Origin of the sequence: Enterococcus sp. DIV1314a (genome assembly GCF_051713805.1) — a bacterium.
In the GTDB taxonomy this organism is placed as follows: domain Bacteria; phylum Bacillota; class Bacilli; order Lactobacillales; family Enterococcaceae; genus Enterococcus_I; species Enterococcus_I aquimarinus.
The window spans coordinates 2,040,442-2,059,988 of sequence record NZ_JBIOQP010000001.1; the positions used below are offsets into that span (position 1 = coordinate 2,040,442).

22 protein-coding genes and 1 pseudogene are annotated in these 19,547 nt (G+C 36.3%); 10 read left to right on the top strand and 13 right to left on the bottom strand.

The genetic code is table 11. From position 1 onward, the window contains the following. Nucleotides 1-75: 75 nt before the first annotated feature. From IGI68_RS09680 to lepA, 7 genes are all read right to left on the bottom strand, one after another. Complete coding sequence (locus IGI68_RS09680; RefSeq protein WP_438733270.1) at nucleotides 76-1,323, bottom strand: DNA/RNA non-specific endonuclease; 1,248 nt, start codon at nucleotides 1,321-1,323, stop codon at nucleotides 76-78. Between the two features lie 66 nt (nucleotides 1,324-1,389). Further along, complete coding sequence (locus IGI68_RS09685; protein ID WP_438732499.1) at nucleotides 1,390-2,217, bottom strand: EbhA; 828 nt, start codon at nucleotides 2,215-2,217, stop codon at nucleotides 1,390-1,392. A gap of 61 nt (nucleotides 2,218-2,278) precedes the next feature. Continuing rightward, nucleotides 2,279-2,902, bottom strand: coding sequence for a hypothetical protein (locus IGI68_RS09690; protein ID WP_438732501.1), 624 nt, complete (start codon nucleotides 2,900-2,902; stop codon nucleotides 2,279-2,281). A gap of 47 nt (nucleotides 2,903-2,949) precedes the next feature. Continuing rightward, nucleotides 2,950-3,546, bottom strand: coding sequence for a hypothetical protein (locus tag IGI68_RS09695; RefSeq protein ID WP_438732503.1), 597 nt, complete (start codon nucleotides 3,544-3,546; stop codon nucleotides 2,950-2,952). A gap of 197 nt (nucleotides 3,547-3,743) precedes the next feature. Further along, nucleotides 3,744-4,151 (bottom strand): hypothetical protein, encoded by a 408-nt coding sequence (locus tag IGI68_RS09700; RefSeq protein WP_438732505.1) that lies wholly within the window; start codon nucleotides 4,149-4,151, stop codon nucleotides 3,744-3,746. Between the two features lie 34 nt (nucleotides 4,152-4,185). Beyond that, nucleotides 4,186-4,608 carry an ImmA/IrrE family metallo-endopeptidase gene (locus tag IGI68_RS09705; RefSeq protein WP_438732507.1) on the bottom strand — a complete coding sequence of 141 codons (423 nt, stop codon included), beginning with the start codon at nucleotides 4,606-4,608 and terminating at the stop codon, nucleotides 4,186-4,188. A 486-nt stretch (nucleotides 4,609-5,094) separates the two neighbouring features. Then, on the bottom strand, nucleotides 5,095-6,924 hold the full coding sequence (gene lepA / locus IGI68_RS09710) for a translation elongation factor 4 (protein WP_071873741.1): 1,830 nt from the start codon (nucleotides 6,922-6,924) through the stop codon (nucleotides 5,095-5,097). A gap of 154 nt (nucleotides 6,925-7,078) precedes the next feature. Between lepA and IGI68_RS09715 the strand changes: the two genes are divergently transcribed. Then, on the top strand, nucleotides 7,079-8,299 hold the full coding sequence (locus IGI68_RS09715; RefSeq protein ID WP_071873742.1) for a GNAT family N-acetyltransferase: 1,221 nt from the start codon (nucleotides 7,079-7,081) through the stop codon (nucleotides 8,297-8,299). 61 nt (nucleotides 8,300-8,360) lie between these two features. Further along, nucleotides 8,361-8,834 (top strand): nucleoside 2-deoxyribosyltransferase, encoded by a 474-nt coding sequence (locus IGI68_RS09720; RefSeq protein WP_438732510.1) that lies wholly within the window; start codon nucleotides 8,361-8,363, stop codon nucleotides 8,832-8,834. A 19-nt stretch (nucleotides 8,835-8,853) separates the two neighbouring features. On the opposite strand, the gene IGI68_RS09725 is transcribed toward IGI68_RS09720, so the two are convergent. Together IGI68_RS09725 and IGI68_RS09730 are read right to left on the bottom strand one after the other, a co-directional pair. Beyond that, nucleotides 8,854-10,263, bottom strand: coding sequence for a helix-turn-helix domain-containing protein (locus IGI68_RS09725; RefSeq protein ID WP_438733272.1), 1,410 nt, complete (start codon nucleotides 10,261-10,263; stop codon nucleotides 8,854-8,856). A 275-nt stretch (nucleotides 10,264-10,538) separates the two neighbouring features. Next, a complete protein-coding gene (locus IGI68_RS09730; RefSeq protein WP_438732512.1) occupies nucleotides 10,539-10,781 on the bottom strand; it encodes a hypothetical protein in 243 nt (80 codons plus the stop codon). A 154-nt stretch (nucleotides 10,782-10,935) separates the two neighbouring features. Here IGI68_RS09730 and IGI68_RS09735 point away from each other — a divergent pair, with 154 nt between their 5' ends. Then, nucleotides 10,936-11,472 carry an ECF transporter S component gene (locus tag IGI68_RS09735; protein WP_438732514.1) on the top strand — a complete coding sequence of 179 codons (537 nt, stop codon included), beginning with the start codon at nucleotides 10,936-10,938 and terminating at the stop codon, nucleotides 11,470-11,472. A gap of 131 nt (nucleotides 11,473-11,603) precedes the next feature. Here IGI68_RS09735 and queG read toward each other — a convergent pair whose 3' ends face one another. Then, nucleotides 11,604-12,761, bottom strand: coding sequence for a tRNA epoxyqueuosine(34) reductase QueG (queG, locus tag IGI68_RS09740; RefSeq protein WP_438732516.1), 1,158 nt, complete (start codon nucleotides 12,759-12,761; stop codon nucleotides 11,604-11,606). A 115-nt stretch (nucleotides 12,762-12,876) separates the two neighbouring features. On the opposite strand from queG, the gene IGI68_RS09745 reads away from it, so the two are divergent. Further along, nucleotides 12,877-14,106, top strand: a complete 1,230-nt coding sequence (locus IGI68_RS09745) for a M28 family peptidase (protein WP_438732518.1) — start codon at nucleotides 12,877-12,879, stop codon at nucleotides 14,104-14,106. 77 nt (nucleotides 14,107-14,183) lie between these two features. Beyond that, nucleotides 14,184-15,671: a threonine synthase gene (gene thrC, locus IGI68_RS09750; RefSeq protein ID WP_438732520.1), complete on the top strand. Its 1,488-nt coding sequence runs from the start codon at nucleotides 14,184-14,186 to the stop codon at nucleotides 15,669-15,671. Between the two features lie 55 nt (nucleotides 15,672-15,726). Here the strand turns inward: thrC and IGI68_RS09755 are convergent, their stop codons facing one another. Beyond that, complete coding sequence (locus IGI68_RS09755; RefSeq protein WP_438732522.1) at nucleotides 15,727-16,056, bottom strand: hypothetical protein; 330 nt, start codon at nucleotides 16,054-16,056, stop codon at nucleotides 15,727-15,729. 74 nt (nucleotides 16,057-16,130) lie between these two features. On the opposite strand from IGI68_RS09755, the pseudogene IGI68_RS09760 reads away from it, so the two are divergent. From IGI68_RS09760 to IGI68_RS09770, 3 genes and pseudogenes are all read left to right on the top strand, one after another. After that, nucleotides 16,131-16,325, top strand: a pseudogene (locus IGI68_RS09760) (pilin N-terminal domain-containing protein); the annotation flags it as partial. Next, entirely contained in the window at nucleotides 16,314-16,778 is a 465-nt protein-coding gene (locus IGI68_RS09765; protein ID WP_438733274.1) for an isopeptide-forming domain-containing fimbrial protein, read from the top strand. The pseudogene IGI68_RS09760 and the gene IGI68_RS09765, both read left to right, overlap by 12 nt. Nucleotides 16,779-16,860: 82 nt before the next feature. Beyond that, a complete protein-coding gene (locus IGI68_RS09770; RefSeq protein WP_438732524.1) occupies nucleotides 16,861-17,706 on the top strand; it encodes a class C sortase in 846 nt (281 codons plus the stop codon). A gap of 44 nt (nucleotides 17,707-17,750) precedes the next feature. Here IGI68_RS09770 and IGI68_RS09775 read toward each other — a convergent pair whose 3' ends face one another. Both IGI68_RS09775 and IGI68_RS09780 read right to left on the bottom strand, forming a co-directional pair. After that, a complete protein-coding gene (locus IGI68_RS09775) occupies nucleotides 17,751-17,993 on the bottom strand; it encodes a hypothetical protein (protein ID WP_438732526.1) in 243 nt (80 codons plus the stop codon). Between the two features lie 14 nt (nucleotides 17,994-18,007). Then, on the bottom strand, nucleotides 18,008-18,196 hold the full coding sequence (locus tag IGI68_RS09780) for a hypothetical protein (RefSeq protein WP_438732528.1): 189 nt from the start codon (nucleotides 18,194-18,196) through the stop codon (nucleotides 18,008-18,010). Between the two features lie 151 nt (nucleotides 18,197-18,347). Here IGI68_RS09780 and IGI68_RS09785 point away from each other — a divergent pair, with 151 nt between their 5' ends. Together IGI68_RS09785 and IGI68_RS09790 are read left to right on the top strand one after the other, a co-directional pair. Further along, nucleotides 18,348-18,569, top strand: coding sequence for a heavy-metal-associated domain-containing protein (locus IGI68_RS09785; protein WP_071873758.1), 222 nt, complete (start codon nucleotides 18,348-18,350; stop codon nucleotides 18,567-18,569). A 15-nt stretch (nucleotides 18,570-18,584) separates the two neighbouring features. Then, a complete protein-coding gene (locus tag IGI68_RS09790) occupies nucleotides 18,585-19,250 on the top strand; it encodes a Crp/Fnr family transcriptional regulator (protein WP_071873759.1) in 666 nt (221 codons plus the stop codon). Nucleotides 19,251-19,547 lie beyond the last annotated feature (297 nt).

Consider the following 19,547-nt stretch of genomic DNA (forward strand, 5'->3'; position numbering starts at 1 on the left):
TGATGGAGTCATTTCCCTTTTCGAATGATTGGTCAATAAGCAAACGATAGATTTTACTTGGGAAGGGGAAGTAGATTATCTTTTAGGCGCTCTATAGCCTGCGTTTTCTGCTTCACTAATGGTTTTAAACCATTGAGCCACATTTGTTGTTTTATGATAATACGTACTTCCTGGAAGATGATAAATTCCAGAATTGGAACCTTTAATCGTTCCTTGGTCATTCGCATCAACATACTGCGTTTCTTGTGATTGAGTAGTAGCTTCTATTTGTTCAGCTTGTACACTAGCATCCTCGGCAGCAATGCGATCTTGATCTTCATTTTGAGCAGCGATACGATCTTTCTCAGCTATTTCTTCTTCCGTGAGGCTTGAACCATCAGCATAATTTAATTCAACGCCGTCTTGAATATTGAAGATATACACGTTAAAGCGAATCGTATCATCATTGACGGATTTTGCCATTAAATGAACACCACGAGCTAACAGTTCATTATCTTTAAATATAGGAGTGACAGAGTAGCGGACGTAATTGTTTTTATCTTGTTCCAGGTAGTATTTAATATCCATTTCATGACGTAGCATTTCAGGATTGTTTAACTGAGTAGTACCTGTAATAAGATTCTTCCAGTTATCATTTTCGCCAGAAAGAGCAAATCCGATAAGATGAGTACGGTTGTAAAGATAGCTCTTACCTAATTTCTTGTTTTTCCATCCAGTAGGCTCGACATTCGAAATGTCCCCACGTTTTTCAGTAGGCATTAAATCTTGATTTAACATCGCTTCGGCAGATGTAGCACGATTTAACTTATCAAGATCTCCATACGTTTCCCAACTGCCGTTTTCTAATGAAAGGTCGAGAGGGCCGAAGATAGGCTCTTTGTCGTTTATTTCGATGGTTTGTGTACCGTCATATTCTAAATCGGTGAGCGTCGCTCTTAGGTCTTTTAATTTTGTATCAGACGATGACTGTTCTTCTTTTTGCTTAGCAGCTAATAATTCAATTTCTTGTTTTTCTTTTTCAATTCTTTCTTTTTCAAGCTTTTCTTTTTCTATCTTTTCTTGTTCTTTTGAATCTTCTTTTGAATCTTCTTTTGTTTCCGATGATACTAGCTCCGTATTATTAGCTTGTGCAGGTTTTTCAACAGGAGAGCCATCAGTCATTCCAATACCAACTATAGAAATAACAAAAGCAGCCGTAGAGCTTAAAGCGATGCGCTTAGCATCTTTTTTTCTTGGATTATTTCTCTTAACAAGATTTTTTACTCCGTGAAACCCTCCATAAACAACACCGCCCATACTCGCAAACATTAACAGCCCAAACAAAGTGTTCATTTTTTTCTCCTAGTTAATGTGATTAATTTATTGAATAATAATTGATAGTTTAAAGATTTATTTTAATCTAATTAATTCATTAATTATTTTTTCTTCTAGTTCTTTTTGTTGAGTAGCTGTTAGGTTGTATGAAGTTCTAATTACAAGCGTTCCAATAGTTGAATGCGATCCTGGCGATAGCATTCCTACGTCAAAAGCAGATAAATACATATTTCTTCTCTCCGCTTCGTCAACAGTAGGGTATACTTCGATTGATCCTCCAGCAACTGTCCCTTTATCTATTACATCTCTTCCGGATACTTCTCTCTGATCTATTTTATCGCTAGCAAAGAAGATGGCGGATGTATAACCACCAGCTTTATTTAGCTGACCATTAGGATCGTTATCCTCGGTAACGGCTTTTATTTCAATAATATCTTCGATGGGCTCTAATCTTGAGATTACAAATTCTTCAGAAGGGTTTGTTAATTGCTCTAGCTGGCTTATACTTAACAAAACATCTTCTGTTTTTGCGTTTAGATTATTTATAATAGAGGTGTAATCTTTAATGGGTGACAACTGTTTTGTTGCATTATCGATATCTATTTTTTTCTTTGGTAATTCAGGAACAATCACTATTGAATCTTTAGCAACAGAAATTTCACTTTCTAGTTCAGTAATCAAGTCTTCATTTAGAGCTTTTTTATCAGATTTTATAACCAATTCTGAGTTTTCAATATTTTTTTCTAATTCATTATTATTATCTAATACAGATTTTTTTACTAATTCAAAAGCTTTAACGGAATTATCGTAAGGGACTTTAATTTGTGTATACCAATATCCTAAACCTCCTAACAAAACAACTGCAATAATGGCAATCGAAATAACAACTTTCTTATTTTTCATTTGAAACCTCCTGTTTTTAATTAATTTAATATTATAAATAATGATATTTCATGCGAATTGTCTATTCAACTGCCTGAAAAATCACTGGGAGAGTTTGGGTTATATCGTCCCCATCTAATACTGTTACAATATACTCTTTTACTGAATAGGAATCATTTCCTAACATAACACCCGCTATTCTCCCGTCGTTAACAGAGAAATTCCCTGTGTTACTACCGCTAGGAGTGACTCTGTATCTTCCAGCATCAATATCAACACCCACAGTAAAATCCCCAGCAGGCAATTTTATTGGTTTTGATTTTAACTCTACTATTCCTTTTTGGAGCCTTTCTATTTCCTTGTTTTTATTATTGATATCAAGAGTTAATGATTCAACACTTTCTGTTTTTGAGTCTATTTCCGACGTAAGGGTACTGACTTCTTTTTTTAAAGAATCTTTTTGATCTATTAGCTTTTTTGCTTCTTCTAAATCATTTCTTTTATTATCTGTATCAAGCTTTAAACTCTCTAACATTTTTTCAGAGGTTTCGATATTTTTTATTAGATTATTATATTTTTCTTCTGCTATTTTAATTGTTACAATTTCATCGTTTAATTCAGCTTTTGCTTGAGTTGAGCCGATGAAAAATGCTCCTCCAATCAACGCAATAGAGATTCCGCATACCACAAGTAATTTCTTATCCATTCTCATTCTCCTAACTGTTTTATTATTTAACCATCATTACAATGATTTCATTTATTTTCGTAGTAAAAAACAACGTTAGATAATTTATTTTTTAACCCATTGATTTTAGATAAACTCCGAATAGATTCCACTTCTTCAAAACTTAACTCACTATCAAAGTCTTCATCTTTACCTTTGAATCGAATATTTATCTCGGTAGCGTTATTGAATTTCTCCGCAAATGAATCTGTTTGGTATCCACCAGTTATTATTTCTTCTATCATTCCATTGTCTAAAACATTCCTAATAGGAGAGGTATCTGAAACTTCAACATTTTCTTTATCGTTAATTGTGAAAATAACTTTGTTTGCAAACAACCAGTCGTTTTTAATAAATCCTGAATCTAAAACTAAAAATCCACTATCATTTATATACGGAACAACTAACGTATTTTCCGATATATTATTTTTATTTTTATAGTAAAGCTTGTTTTTGAATTCAATCTTATCTTCATCCACGAATAGGTTCTCGATAATTTCTTTTTTATCTTCGTCGCTCAATAAAGACAATAAAGAATAGCTAAAATCATTTTCATTAGGTTTATTTGTATTTATAAATTTTTCGATATACAAAGAGAGATCTTTAAAGCGAAGTTCGAAAATCATTTTTTTTACATCATTTAAACGATTTATATCAGAAAGGAAATCATCCGGATTTAAATCTTTATATAACGAGAATGTCTTGTGGCTATCTATTACTTTAAAACCTGCTGCATATCTGCCATCGCCAAAATCTTCTGCTAGTTCACCAATATTAGAAAGTAAATTAGAAGGAATTTCATTTTTGATTTTATCAATAATGTTTAATATTGTTTTTTAGCACTATCGTTACTACTATCAGCGAAAAGAATAGCTGAGAATGAAGTATCGTTGTCTTTTTCGAAAGATAAAACCATCTTTATTGTACCTAAATCATTTTGGTACGTCTTGGCTACAATGCCGTTCTCTTGTTCAAAATCTTTTTGAAAGGATATATCACTATCTGTTTCTTGAGTAAATATATTAAGGATGTCAGTCGTACTTATTCCAAGATTTTTAGGTTTAGTAAGATCTTCTTCTACCATTTTTTTTGCTTTCTTGAATTCTGCATCTATGTCATAAACAGAAGAAAGAGACGTAATTTCTTCTTTATTAGTGAGTTCATTTTGATTATTCGTATCACAACCTACCAAAAATAAAACGCTTAATCCTAATATCAATAACTTTTTCATTTTATCCCTCCATTAAATAATATTGAGAAAAAGTTCACAAAAATCTCTCAAAAGACTTCGGTAAACCATAATATCTTAAAACATCATATTTTCCTGTTACAAAATCTTCAATGTGACTACCATCAACAAGCAACTTTGTAGCAAAATAATTTGCTTCTTTTTCTATCTTGTATTCTGATACTAAGTTGCTATGAGTGAGGGTGGGGGTGTTTTCGTTAGGGTGGCACATAGCGTGCCCAAGTTCATGGGCGCACGTTACTAATCGTTCTGTTGCATTTAAACGAGAATTGATATGAAGAAACTTAATTCGTTTATAGTGATTGTAATAGCCATATATTTCCCCTAAATCTTCTTCGACAACGAAAATACCCATGTTTTTCGCAATTTTATAAGGATCTCGTGTTTCATGATGCGAGACCAACATTTCGATTTTCTTGTCGATAGAATCAATAACCATAAGCTGACCCCCTTTTGAATAGTAGATTAATCTCGGTGTTTCTTAGGTGTAAATTTCTTTTTCGATTCCATTTTTGCGATACGCAGAGATTGTTCAAGTGAAGCGATGAGTAGTTTTCTTGTTTCTTTGTCTACTTCACTTGAATCCTTCGAGAAGAGCAATCCGTTCCCTGAAAGATCGTTAATCATTTTTTCAAGATCGTTTGCGATGTCTCGTTCATTTTTATCATTAAGTTCATAGTATTTTTTGTTTGGAGATCTACCTCATAGGTAATTATTTTCTTGGAGTACTAAATTATAGAATATATAAAAAAAGACCACTTTCAAATTGTGCACGCTGATACGCTTCTTTAAAAGTGGTCTTATTTTTTGTAGCTTACAACTTAATTCTTCCACAAAATTTTTCAATGGGGGAAGAATGGGGGGAGATTCACTGAAAACAGCTAAAATATTTCAGTCTTTTTCAAACAAACGCTGATTCAAAAGCCTAGGCATCGTCATCCATTTTCAGAACGGCCATGAAGGCGTCTTGAGGGACTTCTACTGAACCGATTTGTTTCATTCGTTTTTTCCCTTGTTTTTGTTTTTCTAATAATTTACGTTTACGAGAGACGTCTCCGCCATAACATTTTGCTAGCACGTTTTTACGTAATGCTTTAATGTCTGAACGAGCAACAATTTTTTGTCCAATGGCTGCTTGGATAGGTACTTCAAATTGTTGACGCGGGATTAGTTTTCTTAGTTTTTCAACGATTGCTTTTCCTCGTTCGAAGGAGAAGTTACGGTGAACGATAAAGCTTAACGCATCGACTTTTTCGGCATTTAACAAGATATCCATCTTGACTAAATTACTTGGACGATAGCCAGAAATTTCATAATCAAGTGACGCATATCCTTTTGTACTGGACTTTAATTTATCAAAGAAGTCATAAACGATTTCAGATAATGGAATATCGTAGATAACATTGACACGAAATTCATCGAGGTAATCCATTGTAACAAAATCGCCACGTTTTCTTTGAGCGAGTTCCATTACAGCACCGACGTACTCATTTGGCACCATGATTTGGGCTTTAACGTAAGGTTCTTCCACGTTTTCAATGCGTACTGGATCCGGGAATTCAGCAGGGTTATCAACGACGACCGTGCTTCCATCGGTTAAGTTGACATGATAGACAACGGACGGGGCAGTCGTAATCATATCTAAATTAAACTCACGCTCTAAGCGTTCTTGGATAACATCCATATGCAACAGACCTAAGAAACCACAGCGGAAACCAAATCCAAGTGCTTGAGAAGACTCTGGTTCAAATTGTAACGCCGCATCGTTTAATTGTAGTTTTTCAAGTGCTTCTCTCAGATCATTGTATCGTGAGTTATCGATAGGATAGAGACCACAATAAACCATTGGCGTCATTTTACGATACCCTTCGAGTGCTTTTTCTGCGGGATTATTGGCAAGTGTAACGGTATCACCGACTTGAGTATCTTTAATCGTTTTAATTGCAGCTGTGACATAACCCACGTCACCAACCATTAAGTAGTCACGCTCAACGGCTTTTGGTGAAAAGACACCAACTTCTGTCACATCAAACGTTTTGCCGTTACTCATCAATTGAATTTTATCACCTGGTCGGACGACACCATCAATGACACGAATATTTAAGACAACACCACGATAAGCATCATAGATAGAGTCGAAGATTAAAGCTTTTAAAGGCGCATCAACGTCTCCGGAAGGGGCAGGAACTTTTTCAACAATTTGTTCCAAAATTTCTTCAATTCCAATACCGGCTTTAGCACTGGCTAATACTGCTTCACTAGCATCAAGTCCAATCACATCTTCAATTTCTTTTCTGACTCTTTCAGGATCAGCCGCAGGTAAATCGATTTTATTAATGACTGGTAAAATTTCCAAGTCGTTGTCTAACGCGAGGTAAACGTTCGCTAAAGTCTGTGCCTCAATCCCTTGCGCAGCATCAACGACTAAAATCGCTCCTTCACAGGCAGCTAAACTACGAGAAACTTCGTAGGTAAAGTCGACGTGTCCGGGGGTATCGATTAAGTGGAATGTATACGTTTCTCCGTCTTTTGCAGTATAATTAAGTTCGACCGCATTTAATTTGATCGTAATACCACGTTCTCTTTCTAAATCCATGGAATCAAGCAGTTGCGCTTGCATTTCACGCGAAGTCACAGTAGCGGTTTGTTCCAAAATACGGTCTGCTAGTGTAGACTTTCCATGGTCAATATGAGCAATAATCGAAAAGTTTCGAATCAACTGCTGGCGTTTTTTCATTTCATCTAAAGTAGTCATTCATTTATTCCTCATTTCTATTAGTCAGCTCTTTCATTATACCAACGAAAGAATGAGAATAAAAGCCTTTTGTTATAACATTCGTTTGAAAAAGATAAACAATTGATGGAGTTTTTGTTATACTATAAAAAAAGTATCAATGGAGTGAACGTAGATGGAGCGAAAATTTGCTGAAGGATTAGAAATTAGAGTCTTAGAAGAAAAAGATCTCAATCAATTTAACGAATTATTAAGTTATGTTTTCCAAATTACAGAATCCGATATTGAAGAGAGTGGTTATGCTGATAAGAGAGAAATGATCAAATCTAAAAAACCAATTTTATTGTATTCCAAAGTTTTTGGTTGGTTTGATCAAGATCAGTTGATTTCACAAATTGCCATTTATCCGTGTGAAGTGAATATCCATGGGAAACAATACAAAATGGGCGGCATCACCGGCGTGGGTACCTATCCGGAATATGCTAGACAAGGATTAATCCTGGAACTGGTGAAAGTGGCTTTAGAGAGTATGCGTGCGGAGAAACAATGGATTTCTTATTTATATCCGTATAGTATTCCTTATTATCGGGCTAAAGGATGGGAAATCATGTCGGATAAATTATCATTTAGCATTCGCGATACCCAGTTACCGAAACACGTGAACGTTTCAGGAACAGTTGAAAGACATGTCGTTGATCATGTAGATGTTATCCACGTTTATCAGCAATTTGCCGAAAAAAATCACGGTGCTTTAAGTCGAACGGATTTCCACTGGGAAGAATATTGGCGTTATGAAAATGAAGAAGAACGAACTGCAGCTGTTTATTATGATGCATCAGGTGTTGCAAAAGGGGTTCTTTTTTATTGGGTAGCCGAAGAAGTTTTTCACGTGAAAGAAATGTTTTATTTAAACCAAGAGGCAAGAAATGGGCTATGGAATTTTATTGGGGCTCATTTTTCGATGGTTTATCGCATTGAAGGCGATATTTATAAAAACGAACCATTATCTTTCTTACTTGAAGATAGTAAAATTAAAGAAACGATTGAACCGTATTACATGGCTCGAATTGTCGATGTGGAAGAATTCTTAAAAGTCTTTCCGTTTAAGTCTTTTAAAAGTTCGTTTCATTTTGTTGTCTCTGATCCGTTAGCGGAGTGGAATCGTGGTGTTTTTGGATTGCGTTGGGATGAAGAAACGAATCAAGTAGAAGTTCTTCGTGAGGCAATTGGTGAAGCGGTGCATCTTGATATTCAAACGCTCACTTGTTTGTTAATGAATTATCGTAGGGCAGCTTATTTGTCACTTGTTGAGAGGATTCAAACGAGCAAAAGCACGTTGCGGATATTAGAAGAAATTATCCCTGATAACACGCCATATTTCAGTGACTACTTCTAATGAAAGACTTATCTGACGATTAAAAGACCTTTTAAAAATGGGGACATGAAGGAGAAAAAAGATGAATATTTATTTTGCAGCACCGATGTTTGCCGAAAGCGAACGATTGTATAATACCTTTATTGTTGAGGAAATTCGGAAAGCTTATCCACAATTAGCAATCTATCTCCCACAAGAAAATTTAGCGATTAATGACAAAACAGCTTATGCTAATAGCGAAATGATCGCTCTGGCAGACACGAATAAAATTCTCGAAAGTCAATTAATGATTGCTGTTTTAGATGGTTTAGCCATCGATCCAGGTGTGGCTTCTGAAATCGGAGTCGCTTATGCTAAAGGGATTCCGATTATTGGGTTATATACGGATTCTCGTCAACAAGGAGGAACACATCCTAAAAAAATTGCGGCTTTAAATGAAATTGCTGAAAATCAATTCCATTATTTAAATCTTTATACAACCGGTCTCATCAAGTTAAATGGTGAAATTGTTTCTGACAAAGAGGCGTTGTTACAGGCCTTAGAACAAAAAATATAAAAAAGAAAAGACTCGATGCTTATTGATAAAAAGCATCGAGTCTTTTTTCGATGATCGTCAAGTCATTCGCGGAAAAAATCGGTTCTACTAAAATGATTTTTTCTTTTTTAAAAAAATGAGTATCATGATACGTTGTGATAATAAAATCAGCGTTTTCTTGGTTTTGTGTGAAAGTAATGTGGTATTTTCCGGATAATGAACTGGCGATTTTGGAAGCAATCCATTTTTCAAGTGTCGGCATGAGATGTGTATCCACAAAGAGCGTAACTTGCGGTAAATAGTGATTCCACGCTACAAAATTTTCACAAATCAATAAAGCATTTACTTGAGCATGAAGCAAGTTAAAGAAGGGGTGGAGCTTGGCATAATCTTGCCAAAAATCGGAAAAAATTTGAAAATAGTGTTGATAAGATATTTCTAAGGTTTTTAAAATGCTTAAGGTATACGTACTGGAAAAAATATAATTTACTTTTAAAAGTCGAATTGTTATATATTGACGTAATAGTTCCTGATATAGCATATCTTCTTGTTCTGTTTGTAAAGGCGAAAAATAGGTTTGAAAAAGTATTTTCCAGTCAAGAAAAATAGCATTTTTACGAAAAGAACGTTTAAAAGACTCTTCGATTCCAAGAGAGACGGTCGTAAAAGGCATGCTATATATTGTTAGTATCAAGAACCCCCAATCATTTTCGTCCCAGTGAAGTAGAAAGTATGGTTTTTTAGGAAACCGAATCGCTTGTAGAAGAACATTTTCGTCATTTTGGAAAATGATTTTACGGGAACGTTTGATTGCTTGTTCATTCACAAATGAAATAATAGCGATTGTCTCGAGATAATGATAACTGCTAGGGAGCTTTAAGTAATCTATTATTTTAGCTGCCTGTTTTAAATAAAAAGTGGAGTTTTCAATCCAATTTATAGTAGAAAATTGTCGATGTGCCAGTGACAACATTGAAACCAAGAGGGAGCGTCTTCGTTTTTCACTTCCAAATAATTTCATTTGATGCGAGACAGTAATATGTAAATCATACTCATTGATAAAGTGATTGATCCCTGTAATCTTTCTGCGCAGTTGAGAAAGGCTGATTCCTAACTCATGACATAAATCTTCGGTGTTAAACAAGTCTTCATAAATAAATTTTTGACTAATTTGATAGGGAAGCTCTTTAGTAATAAGACGCTCTATTATTTTTTGGAGAGTGGTTGTTTCACGGATTAGTTCAATTCCGTTTCGACGATCAATAATTAGTTGTACTTCTTCTTGTAGGTAACAATTCTTAATTTCTTGTTGCAATTCATGACATTTTTTTTGAAGTGTTGAAAGACTGATTTGTGGGAAGGCAACAAGTATTTCATGAAAATAAAGTGCCCCCGTATGGTTATCTAGTAATTCTAATAAATCAATTTTTAGCCAGACATCTTTTGTCATTCGAAACAAAACGATATAACCACCTTTATAGTTAAAATTAATAGTATATGATGCGATTCACTTAAAGTATCGGCTACTCGAGTAATAGTTTAAGTAACTGATTGTATTTAGAAGTCTTGATTACTTGTTAAAATAAAAAAGTTATTTTATAGACTTTTAAACCATGTTCTTAAGAAGATTAAGGCTAATAAAAAAAGTATTGATAACAGAAAGTGATATCTGTTATCAATACTTAAAAATGGCATTGGTAATATGACTAGGTGGATAAAAAAAGACTACCGCGGGGGTTGATTATTAAATTTTGCTTGTTGTTGTGTCGCAGTTAATTCAATGATTGCTTCCTCATCAAGAAAGGCTTTTTTCGTAAGGTGTTCAGGATTCACGTCCGCATCTTCTAAGTCGACATCCGGTGATTCATCTAAATTTAGTTCTTTTTCCATCTTATCTAATTTTGCAAAAGGACGTTCTTCTCTTGTTTCTTCCGCTAATTTATTTAAGCGTTCTGTAGAATCAGGCATCATTATTTCCTCCTTCAAAATAAATTCATGGTACACTTGTATTCTATCAAGAAAATGGTCATTACGCAAAGAAAGAGCTTTCATAATCGTTGTCTTTTTTCTTACTTTCTTCTTTTGATAAGATGTGCTATCTTTTTTTAGAAGGAGGAGCATTATGAGAGGAAATACGATCAGACCCTTTACGACGCAAGAGATTGCTTTTTTATCATTGCTGACAGCTGCTTGTGTGGTGGGGCGCTTAATGTTTCAATTTATTCCGAATGTACAACCGATGACGACGCTACTGATTATGATTACCTTGCATTTTGGCTTTTCGCGAGGTGTGATCGTCACTGTGCTTTCGCTTTTGATTACGAATTTTTATTTAGGGATGGGAGTCTGGACTTTTTCGCAGATTACAGGTTTTTCCCTGATTCTCTTATTTGCTTGTTTGTTAAATGCCATTCCCTTTTTCAAACGTTTTATTTGGCTTCAAGCGATTTATAGTTTGCTGGCAGGTTATCTCTACGGCTTCGTTTTAGCGGTGATTGATACGCAAATTTACGGGTTGACTAATTTTTGGGCGTATTACCTTGCAGGTCTTTCATTTGATACGTTGCACGGATTAGGGAATTTTGTTTTTTATATTCTGCTAGCACCGGTCTTTCAACGTCTCATGAATAACAAAAATAACCAAAAGAACAGGCTATGACAACAGTCATAGCCTCTCATAGTGCTACCCACGAGTAGTCAAGATTTGTGCTTTTAGAGAAATTCGTAGTACTATTTGTTTGGATTTCGTATTCGTTTCTTAGCACAAAAAAACTTTTGTTGTACCATCATTTATTTCCGTCGTGGATTTTTAAAGGTCTCAAATGCTTCAGTAATTTCAAGCAAGACTTCTGGATCAGTTTCTTTGGCTTGTAATTGTTCGAATAAACCAATCGTTTCCTTTGGATCACGTTTGGTCAGTTCAGTGATTGCCCAAACGGCTGTCCCACGAATGACTGGTCGTGGATCGTCTAGACAGTTAATGATGGCTGGTAGTGATTCCCGACCGCCTAAATTGGCTAAGGCAATCAGCGCATTTCTTTGGAGTGGTTTTTTACCACGCCACGATCCGGCAAGTCGTCCAAATTGCGCTTTAAATTCTCGATTAGAAAGCGTTAAAATCGGTTCAAGCTTTGGAAAAACTTCGTCGACAACAGGTTCCATTTCTGGATGAAAGTGAGAATCAATTCCTTGATTATAGGGACAAACAAGCTGACAAATATCACATCCGTAGAGCACATTTCGTGTTTTTTTACGAAACTCACGCGGCATCATTCCTTTGGTCTGCGTTTGATAAGATAGACATAGCTTGGCGTTCATTCGACCATCCCCTAAGAGGGCTTTCGTTGGACAAGCGGTAATACAACGCGTGCAATCACCACAGCCATTTGGGACCGGTTCGTCAGGTTCAAATTGAATATTGGTCGTAATTTCACCGAGGTAAACGAAAGAACCAAATTCTTTGGTAATCAATAAACCATTCAGTCCAATGAAACCTAACCCTGCACGTTGGGCGACAGCCACATCGACATATTCTCCAGTATCGACTTGCGGTGAAAAACGCCATTTGTTTTTTTCTTCTTCGGAACTTGCTTCACTTTCGATATAAGCAACCAACTTTTTGAGTCGATCTTGCAAAATCGAGTGATAGTCTTCCCCCCATGAAGCTCGGGCAAACTGACCACGCTTCACATCGCGCGGGACTTCCCCGTGGAATTTATTCGGATACGCTAAGGCAATCGAGATAATGCTTTTGGGTTGTTCAAACGTTAACTCGGGATACAGACGCTCGTCAATGTTTTGATGTTCGAATCCCGAAGTAAAGCCTTTTTCTTTTTGTTCCATTAAGGACTCTTTTAAATGATCAAAGGGTTCAGCTGTCGCAAAGCCAATTTTATCAATTCCTAATTCTTTGCTTTTTTGAATAATTTTTTCTTTTAAGCTCAACAAGTCAAGCACCTCCAAAGCGATTCTTTTTTCTACTATAGCATATTTTTTTGGTTTGTTTCTAGTCCACAAGAAAGGTATACTAAAATGTAAGAATAGAAGTAGGGAGTGTCAAGTATTGGAAAATTTAGCACTTTTAGAAAAATTATCTTTTGAACGGATTGCCGGTTCAAAGGAAGAGTACCGTGCGGCGATGATTATCAAAGAGGAAATTGAGAAAATGGGTTTGAATGCGACGCTCGAGCCGTTTGAAATTGAATTTCCTGAAGAAGTCACGGCTACTTTTGAAATCACCGCACCTCAAAATCAAAGCTTTGAAGTCACGGGTGTTGGAATGGCAGGTGTCACAAAAGGCTTAGAAGCGCCTTTTTATTACGGGCAAGATTTAGATGAAATTAGTTTAAGTCAAATGAAAGGCAAAATCGTTTTATTTAATGGGGCGTTGCGCTATGACTCGTATAAAAAAATTATTCAAGCCGGTGCGGTAGGTTTTATTACCTTTAACGGAAGTGTTTATGACGCAGAAATCGAAGTAGAAGATCGTTACTTACGGCCGAAGTTGCAAGAATTAGGGAAAATACCTGGTGTCACGATGAGTATTCATGATGCTCAGACACTTGTCAGATTGAATCCTGCGACAGTAAGACTAACGGTTAACGCAAAAGAAAGTACGCGTACTTCACACAATCTTGTCGTCACATTACCGGGTGATATCGAGGATGAAATCATTTGTTTTTCTGGACACTATGATTCTGTTCGCCATTCTAAAGGTGTCTATGATAACGCGACAGGTGCACTCGCTGTGTTAGATTTCTTAAAATACTTTAGTCAAAAGAAACCGAAAAGAACGTTGAAATTTCTTTGGTTAGGTACGGAAGAACGTGGATTGATTGGTGCAACACAGTACGTGAAAGCACATCAAGAGACCATCGATCAGTATAAATTAAATATTAATTTAGATATGCTTGGTGTTGTGTTAGGAAAGGATATTGCCTGTGTGACGGGTGAAGAAGCCATTACTAACTATATTGATTTTGTTGCAAAAGAGTTAAATTTCGCCATTAAAACATCAACAGGCGTTTATCCAAGTGACTCGACACCTTTTGCCGACGGTGGAGTCCCTGCCATTACGTTTGCGCGAGGGGCGGTTGTAGGCGGTGCCCAAATCCATTCTAAAAAAGACGTGATTGATTTTATTAGTGTCGAAAGCTTTAATCAGACCGTTGAATTTATCCAAGCGTTTGCTAGTCGTGTAATTGAAGCGGAAGTTTGTCCGATTCCTTCCACGATGCCAAAGAAAATGCTTGAAGAATTAGATGACTACTTAATGCGGAAAATCGCAGAATAAAAAAATGACTAGTTCTTTAGAATGAAAAATGATAGAATAATGAAATTAATAAGAAAAATTCTAAGGAGTTGAAAATGATGCCTCTATTATATCAAAGTACACGAGATGAAAAAAATATTGTGACGGCTTCAGAAGCGATTTTACAAGGACTCGCTACAGACGGAGGTCTCTATGTCCCGACGCAATTTCCAGATTTACATTTGGACTTTGCGAAACTGGCTACCCAAACATATCAAGAAGTAGCAGAATTCATTTTACAAGCATTTCTAACGGACTTTACCGCCGAAGAAATTAAAGCCTGTGTTGCAGGTGCTTACGATGCGAAATTTGACGATCCGGTCATTGCTCCGCTTGAAAAAAAGGGCGATAGTTACTATTTGGAACTATTTCATGGTCCAACATTCGCCTTCAAAGATTTAGCGTTATCTATTTTGCCGTATTTAACGACAACGGCTGCTAAAAAAAATCAAGTAGAAAAAGAAATCGTGATTTTAACAGCGACGTCTGGCGATACAGGGAAAGCCGCGATGGCTGGCTTTGCCGATGTTTCTGGCACACGAATCATTGTGTTTTATCCTGAAAAAGGCGTTAGTAAAATTCAAGAGACACAAATGATTACCCAAAAAGGGGCAAATACCCATGTGATTGCGGTAAAAGGGAATTTTGACGATGCTCAAAGCGCCGTAAAAGTGATGTTCAATGATACCGAATTAAAAGAAAAATTAGCAAAAAATAATCAACAATTTTCTTCTGCGAATTCAATGAATATTGGACGTTTACTGCCCCAAGTTGTTTATTATGTTTATACGTATGCTCAACTAGTGAAGAGCAACGAGATTACCATTGGTGAACCAATCAACGTTTCCGTACCAACAGGGAATTTTGGGAATATCTTAGCTGCTTATTACGCTAAGAAAATTGGTGTGCCGATTAATCAATTGATTTGTGCTTCAAACACGAATAATGTCTTAACGGATTTCTTTACAACAGGCGAGTACAATCGCAAACGTCCTTTCTACTTAACCACATCGCCATCGATGGATATTTTAGTTTCAAGTAACTTGGAGCGCCTGATTTACCATTTGAGTGGTGACGATGCGAAACAAACGAAAGAATGGATGGACGCACTTCTTGTCGATGGTCAGTACCAAATTTCATCCACAATGTTAGCGGAATTAGCTGAGTTTTACGGCGCTTTTGCAACAGAGAAGGAAGTTGAAGAAACGATTACTTCCGTCTTTAAAGAAGAGGCGTATGCGATTGACCCTCATACCGCAGTCGCTAAAAGTGTCGCTATAAAGTATCAAGAAGAGAAGGGAAGTCCATTAAAAATGGTGGTGATTTCAACAGCTAGTCCGTATAAATTCCCACGAATCGTTGTCGAAGCGATTACTGGACGCGTCTCAGAGGCGGATGATTTTACTTTAGTCCATCAACTAGAAGCATTAACAGGAATTGCGTTACCGCAAGCTGTCAAAGAACTAACGGATTTGCCAATTTTACATACGCAAGTCGTTGAAGTCACAGAAATGCAACAAGCGGTTGAAAGGATCTTACATCTCTAAATTTTAGTCAAAAAGATTCAAGCGAGAACACTCGCTTGAATCTTTTTTATTGAAATCAAATATCTGACATTGAAAGAAGTAAATCTGACTCTTTCATAATCATTTTTTCAATCCACTGATCGATTAGGAGTAAATCGTTGCTCGTTAAAAGCGGATCAATAATAATTTGTGGCGTTTCATAACACTCCTCTGCAGGTAATTCAAAGGTTGTAATAATCAAATCTGCTTGTTGGAAATCAGTAATAAAAACAAAATCATATTTTGTTTTAAACTGGCTTTTCAAGCGATTGGCTAAATAGTAATTAAAATGACTGGACACCTCGGAATAGACCGCGATTTTAACAGAGTAGAGCTGCGTATCGAGCGGGGAAAAGTAAGAAGCCAACATCAAACTTGTAAATTTAAAAGAATTACTATCCTACCGTTTTCCCAGTCGCAAAAGCAGAACAGTTAACAGTCGATCCCGGTGGAAAAACAACGTTTACAGGATTACCATTAATCTCTAGTGTTAAAGATGCCGCGTACTTATTTGTTGAAACAACTACACCAGATAGTCCAACCATTATTGAAAAAGCAGCACCCTTTATTTTAGCAATGCCAATCTACACCGCAATGGGCAGTGCCGGTCAATTAAATACAGATATTCATGTCTATCCAAAGAATGTTAGCGCAGAAAATATCAAAGAAATGACCAATGTTGATGTGTTTGGCAGTGTAACGATTAATGGAAAAGAATATCCGAATGTTCAAATTGGCGATGTGTTAAGTTACAAACTTACCATTCAAATTCCAACTAACATTGGAACCAGAACGAGTTTTGTGATTAAAGATACACCAGGAGTAGGGATGGCCGTGGCTAATCCAGAAAATCTAGTGGTTACCGGATTAACTTCTCCGACAGATTACACGGTGACTATCTCACCGACAAGAAATGAATTAACGATTAACTTAGTACCAGGTAGTACTAATGTGAAAGCCTTAGCGGGCGATGCATTGGTAATTACTTACAATATGGTACTAACCGAAGATGCCGTACCTGATACCATCAAAGTGAGGAGCAGTACGCCAGTCAACAAGCACAACTCGCTGAGGCTAATCGAAAATTAGCGGAAACAGGGATTCATTTTACGACAGATCCTTTTGAAGATAATGCGGGGGGCGTCTTTCAAAGGAGCAATATGACAAGCATGTGATTGGACAAGTGAATATCCCTAAGTTGGCGATTGAAATCCCACTTTTTGATACGACCACTCCGAATTTATTCGAAGTTGGCGCTACCGTCATTAATGGTACGTCTTTTCCAGTTGGCGGGCCTGGAACACACGCGGTCATTTCTGCGCATCGAGGGTTACCAGAGCGTGAGTTGTTCACGAATTTACCAAAATTAAACAACGGGGATCTGTTTTTGTTGGAAGTTTTGGGCGAGACGTTAGCGTATGAAGTCATCAGTAGTGAGGTAGTAGAACCTAACGAGACGTCCTCCTTAAAAATCATTGACGACCAAGACTTGGTGACACTCGTGACCTGTACACCTTATATGATTAACTCGCATCGGCTATTAGTAACGGGTAAACGAGTACCCTATACACCAGAAATCAAACAAGCCATTCAAAACGGTGATCGTTTCCGTCGATTCAAGCAGTTTGCGATTTTAACAGGAGTGAGCATGATTGTTGTATTAAGTTTGTGGTTACTAGTTCGAGTGATTCGCAAAGAGGCACTTCGTCGAACGCGTTTTGATTTAGCGATTCAATTGAACTCTGATCTAGCTAACACACAAAAAGCGATTCAATTGTACAATCGACAGGGAAAAAAACCTTTGATACGTGATCATCAACCGTTTATTCGAACGACGGATACTTCTGGGAAAGCAATCTTTAAAAATTTGCCAGGAGGACTGTATCAAATCGCAATTGAATGGGAAAAGCAAAAAATAAAAGTTGGCATCAAGAAAAAAGGACAAGCAACAAAAATTTATTCGAAAAAACAACGCAATCAAAAACCATCACCCGTCAGTGTTCTGATGGGGACCTAACAAAAAAAAGGAAGAGACTGATGAAAATCTCTTCCTTTTTTCAGTTAGGTTACTTTTACCGTGAGATTAAATTGACTTGCATGGATAAAACGAATCGTAGGCATCGCTTCATCTAGAGTCAGTTGAATAAAATCCGAATTAATTTTTTTGATATCACGGATACGTTGTTGATGTTCATCTAGAATAATGACTTGTTGGTTAGGATACTCTTTTTCTAGCTGATTGAACTGTTCGATTAACGCGTTAATCATTCCTGTTGCTTTGAAATTATCTGCATATTCAGGCATAAAGACACTTCCTTTTATTTGTTTTTTTCTTTCTTTATTGTCATAATGGTTAATGGTAATGTTAATGTGATATAACCAATCACACTAATGATAAAATAAGACAAGAGAGCATTGTCAACCTTTAATAAATTTGTAAGGGGAACCGCGATAACAATTGATAAAAAATATAAAACGAATAACTGAACAAACCGTTTGATAGACATTCCCTAACCTTCTTTGCACAATAATACTATTATTGTAACGGAAAAATAAAAAAAGTAAAAATAATCTTTTTCATAAAAACTTGATAGCTATCAAGTAAAACGATGAAGAAGATGAGTATACTTAAGAAAAGAGAAGAAGGAGTGTTAAAGGATGCAAAAAATTATATTACAATTAGAAGAATTGGTTTGTCCATCATGTTTACAAAAAATTGAAGCTGCTGTGGGGAGAATTGAAGGCGTGTTGCAGTTTAAAGTTCTTTTTAACGCAAGTAAAGTAAAAGCGGAGATTGATCCTAGCAAAACATCAGCGGAGGAAATTGGCAGCGCAATCGAGTCAATAGGATTTAATGTACTGAGTCAAAAAATTAAGTAAAACGGAGGATGAAGAATGTTGAGCGACCATTTATGCGTAACGGTTGTGCCATTATTTAATCACTTGGCACTAGAAGAACAACGATTAATTAACCAAGTAGCCTTTCATAAGGTTTTTGAAAAAGGTGAGCAAATAATCACGCCTGATAGTGAAGATCGCTTAGCCATTGTAGCCCGTGGTTCGATGAAAGTGTATCAGTTGTCTTCAAATGGAAAAGAACAATTATTACGTATCGTCGAACCAGGCGGATACGAAGGCGAAAATATGCTGTTTGGTGCTAATTCTCATCATTTATTTGCGGAAGCACTCCAACAAACCGATATTTGTATGATTCGAAGAACCGATTTTCAAGCATTATTGCAACAATTTCCACAACTAAGTCTCAAATTATTGATGTTTAGTGCGCAAAAAATGACTACATTAGAACAACAATCCCAGTTCTTGATGATGGAACGGGTGGAAGAGCGCTTGGCGACCTACTTAATGAACCTAGCTAAAGTTGAGGGAGGTCCTCACTTGACATTACCTATGAGAAAAAAAGAATTGGCGACTTTCCTTGGAACGACGCCTGAAACGTTATCAAGAAAGTTTAAGTTATTAGCTGAAAAAAAATATTTAACAATCAATCGCCAACAAGTGACATTACTCGATGTTGATGGTTTAGAAGAGATGATTTGGTAGGGCAATCATCAGTTCGAAAAATAAAGGAAGTATCGAATTTTTAGATCGAATACTTGTCATCAAGACGACTGATTCTGATAGCACGTTAATCGCTTCTTTCATGTTTTGTGAAGAGGATACATCGATAAAATCGCTCCTTGTTTAATCGTTCAAACGATTGGACAAGGAGCATTTTATGCTTTGCTTAGATAAACGCTTATGACTTTTAGTGATGAAGGAATCGTCTATTCTAGTGCAAAAAAATCTTTTTTTTTCTTTTTTCTATTTTTTTAGTGGAATATTCGTTACAATGAAGGA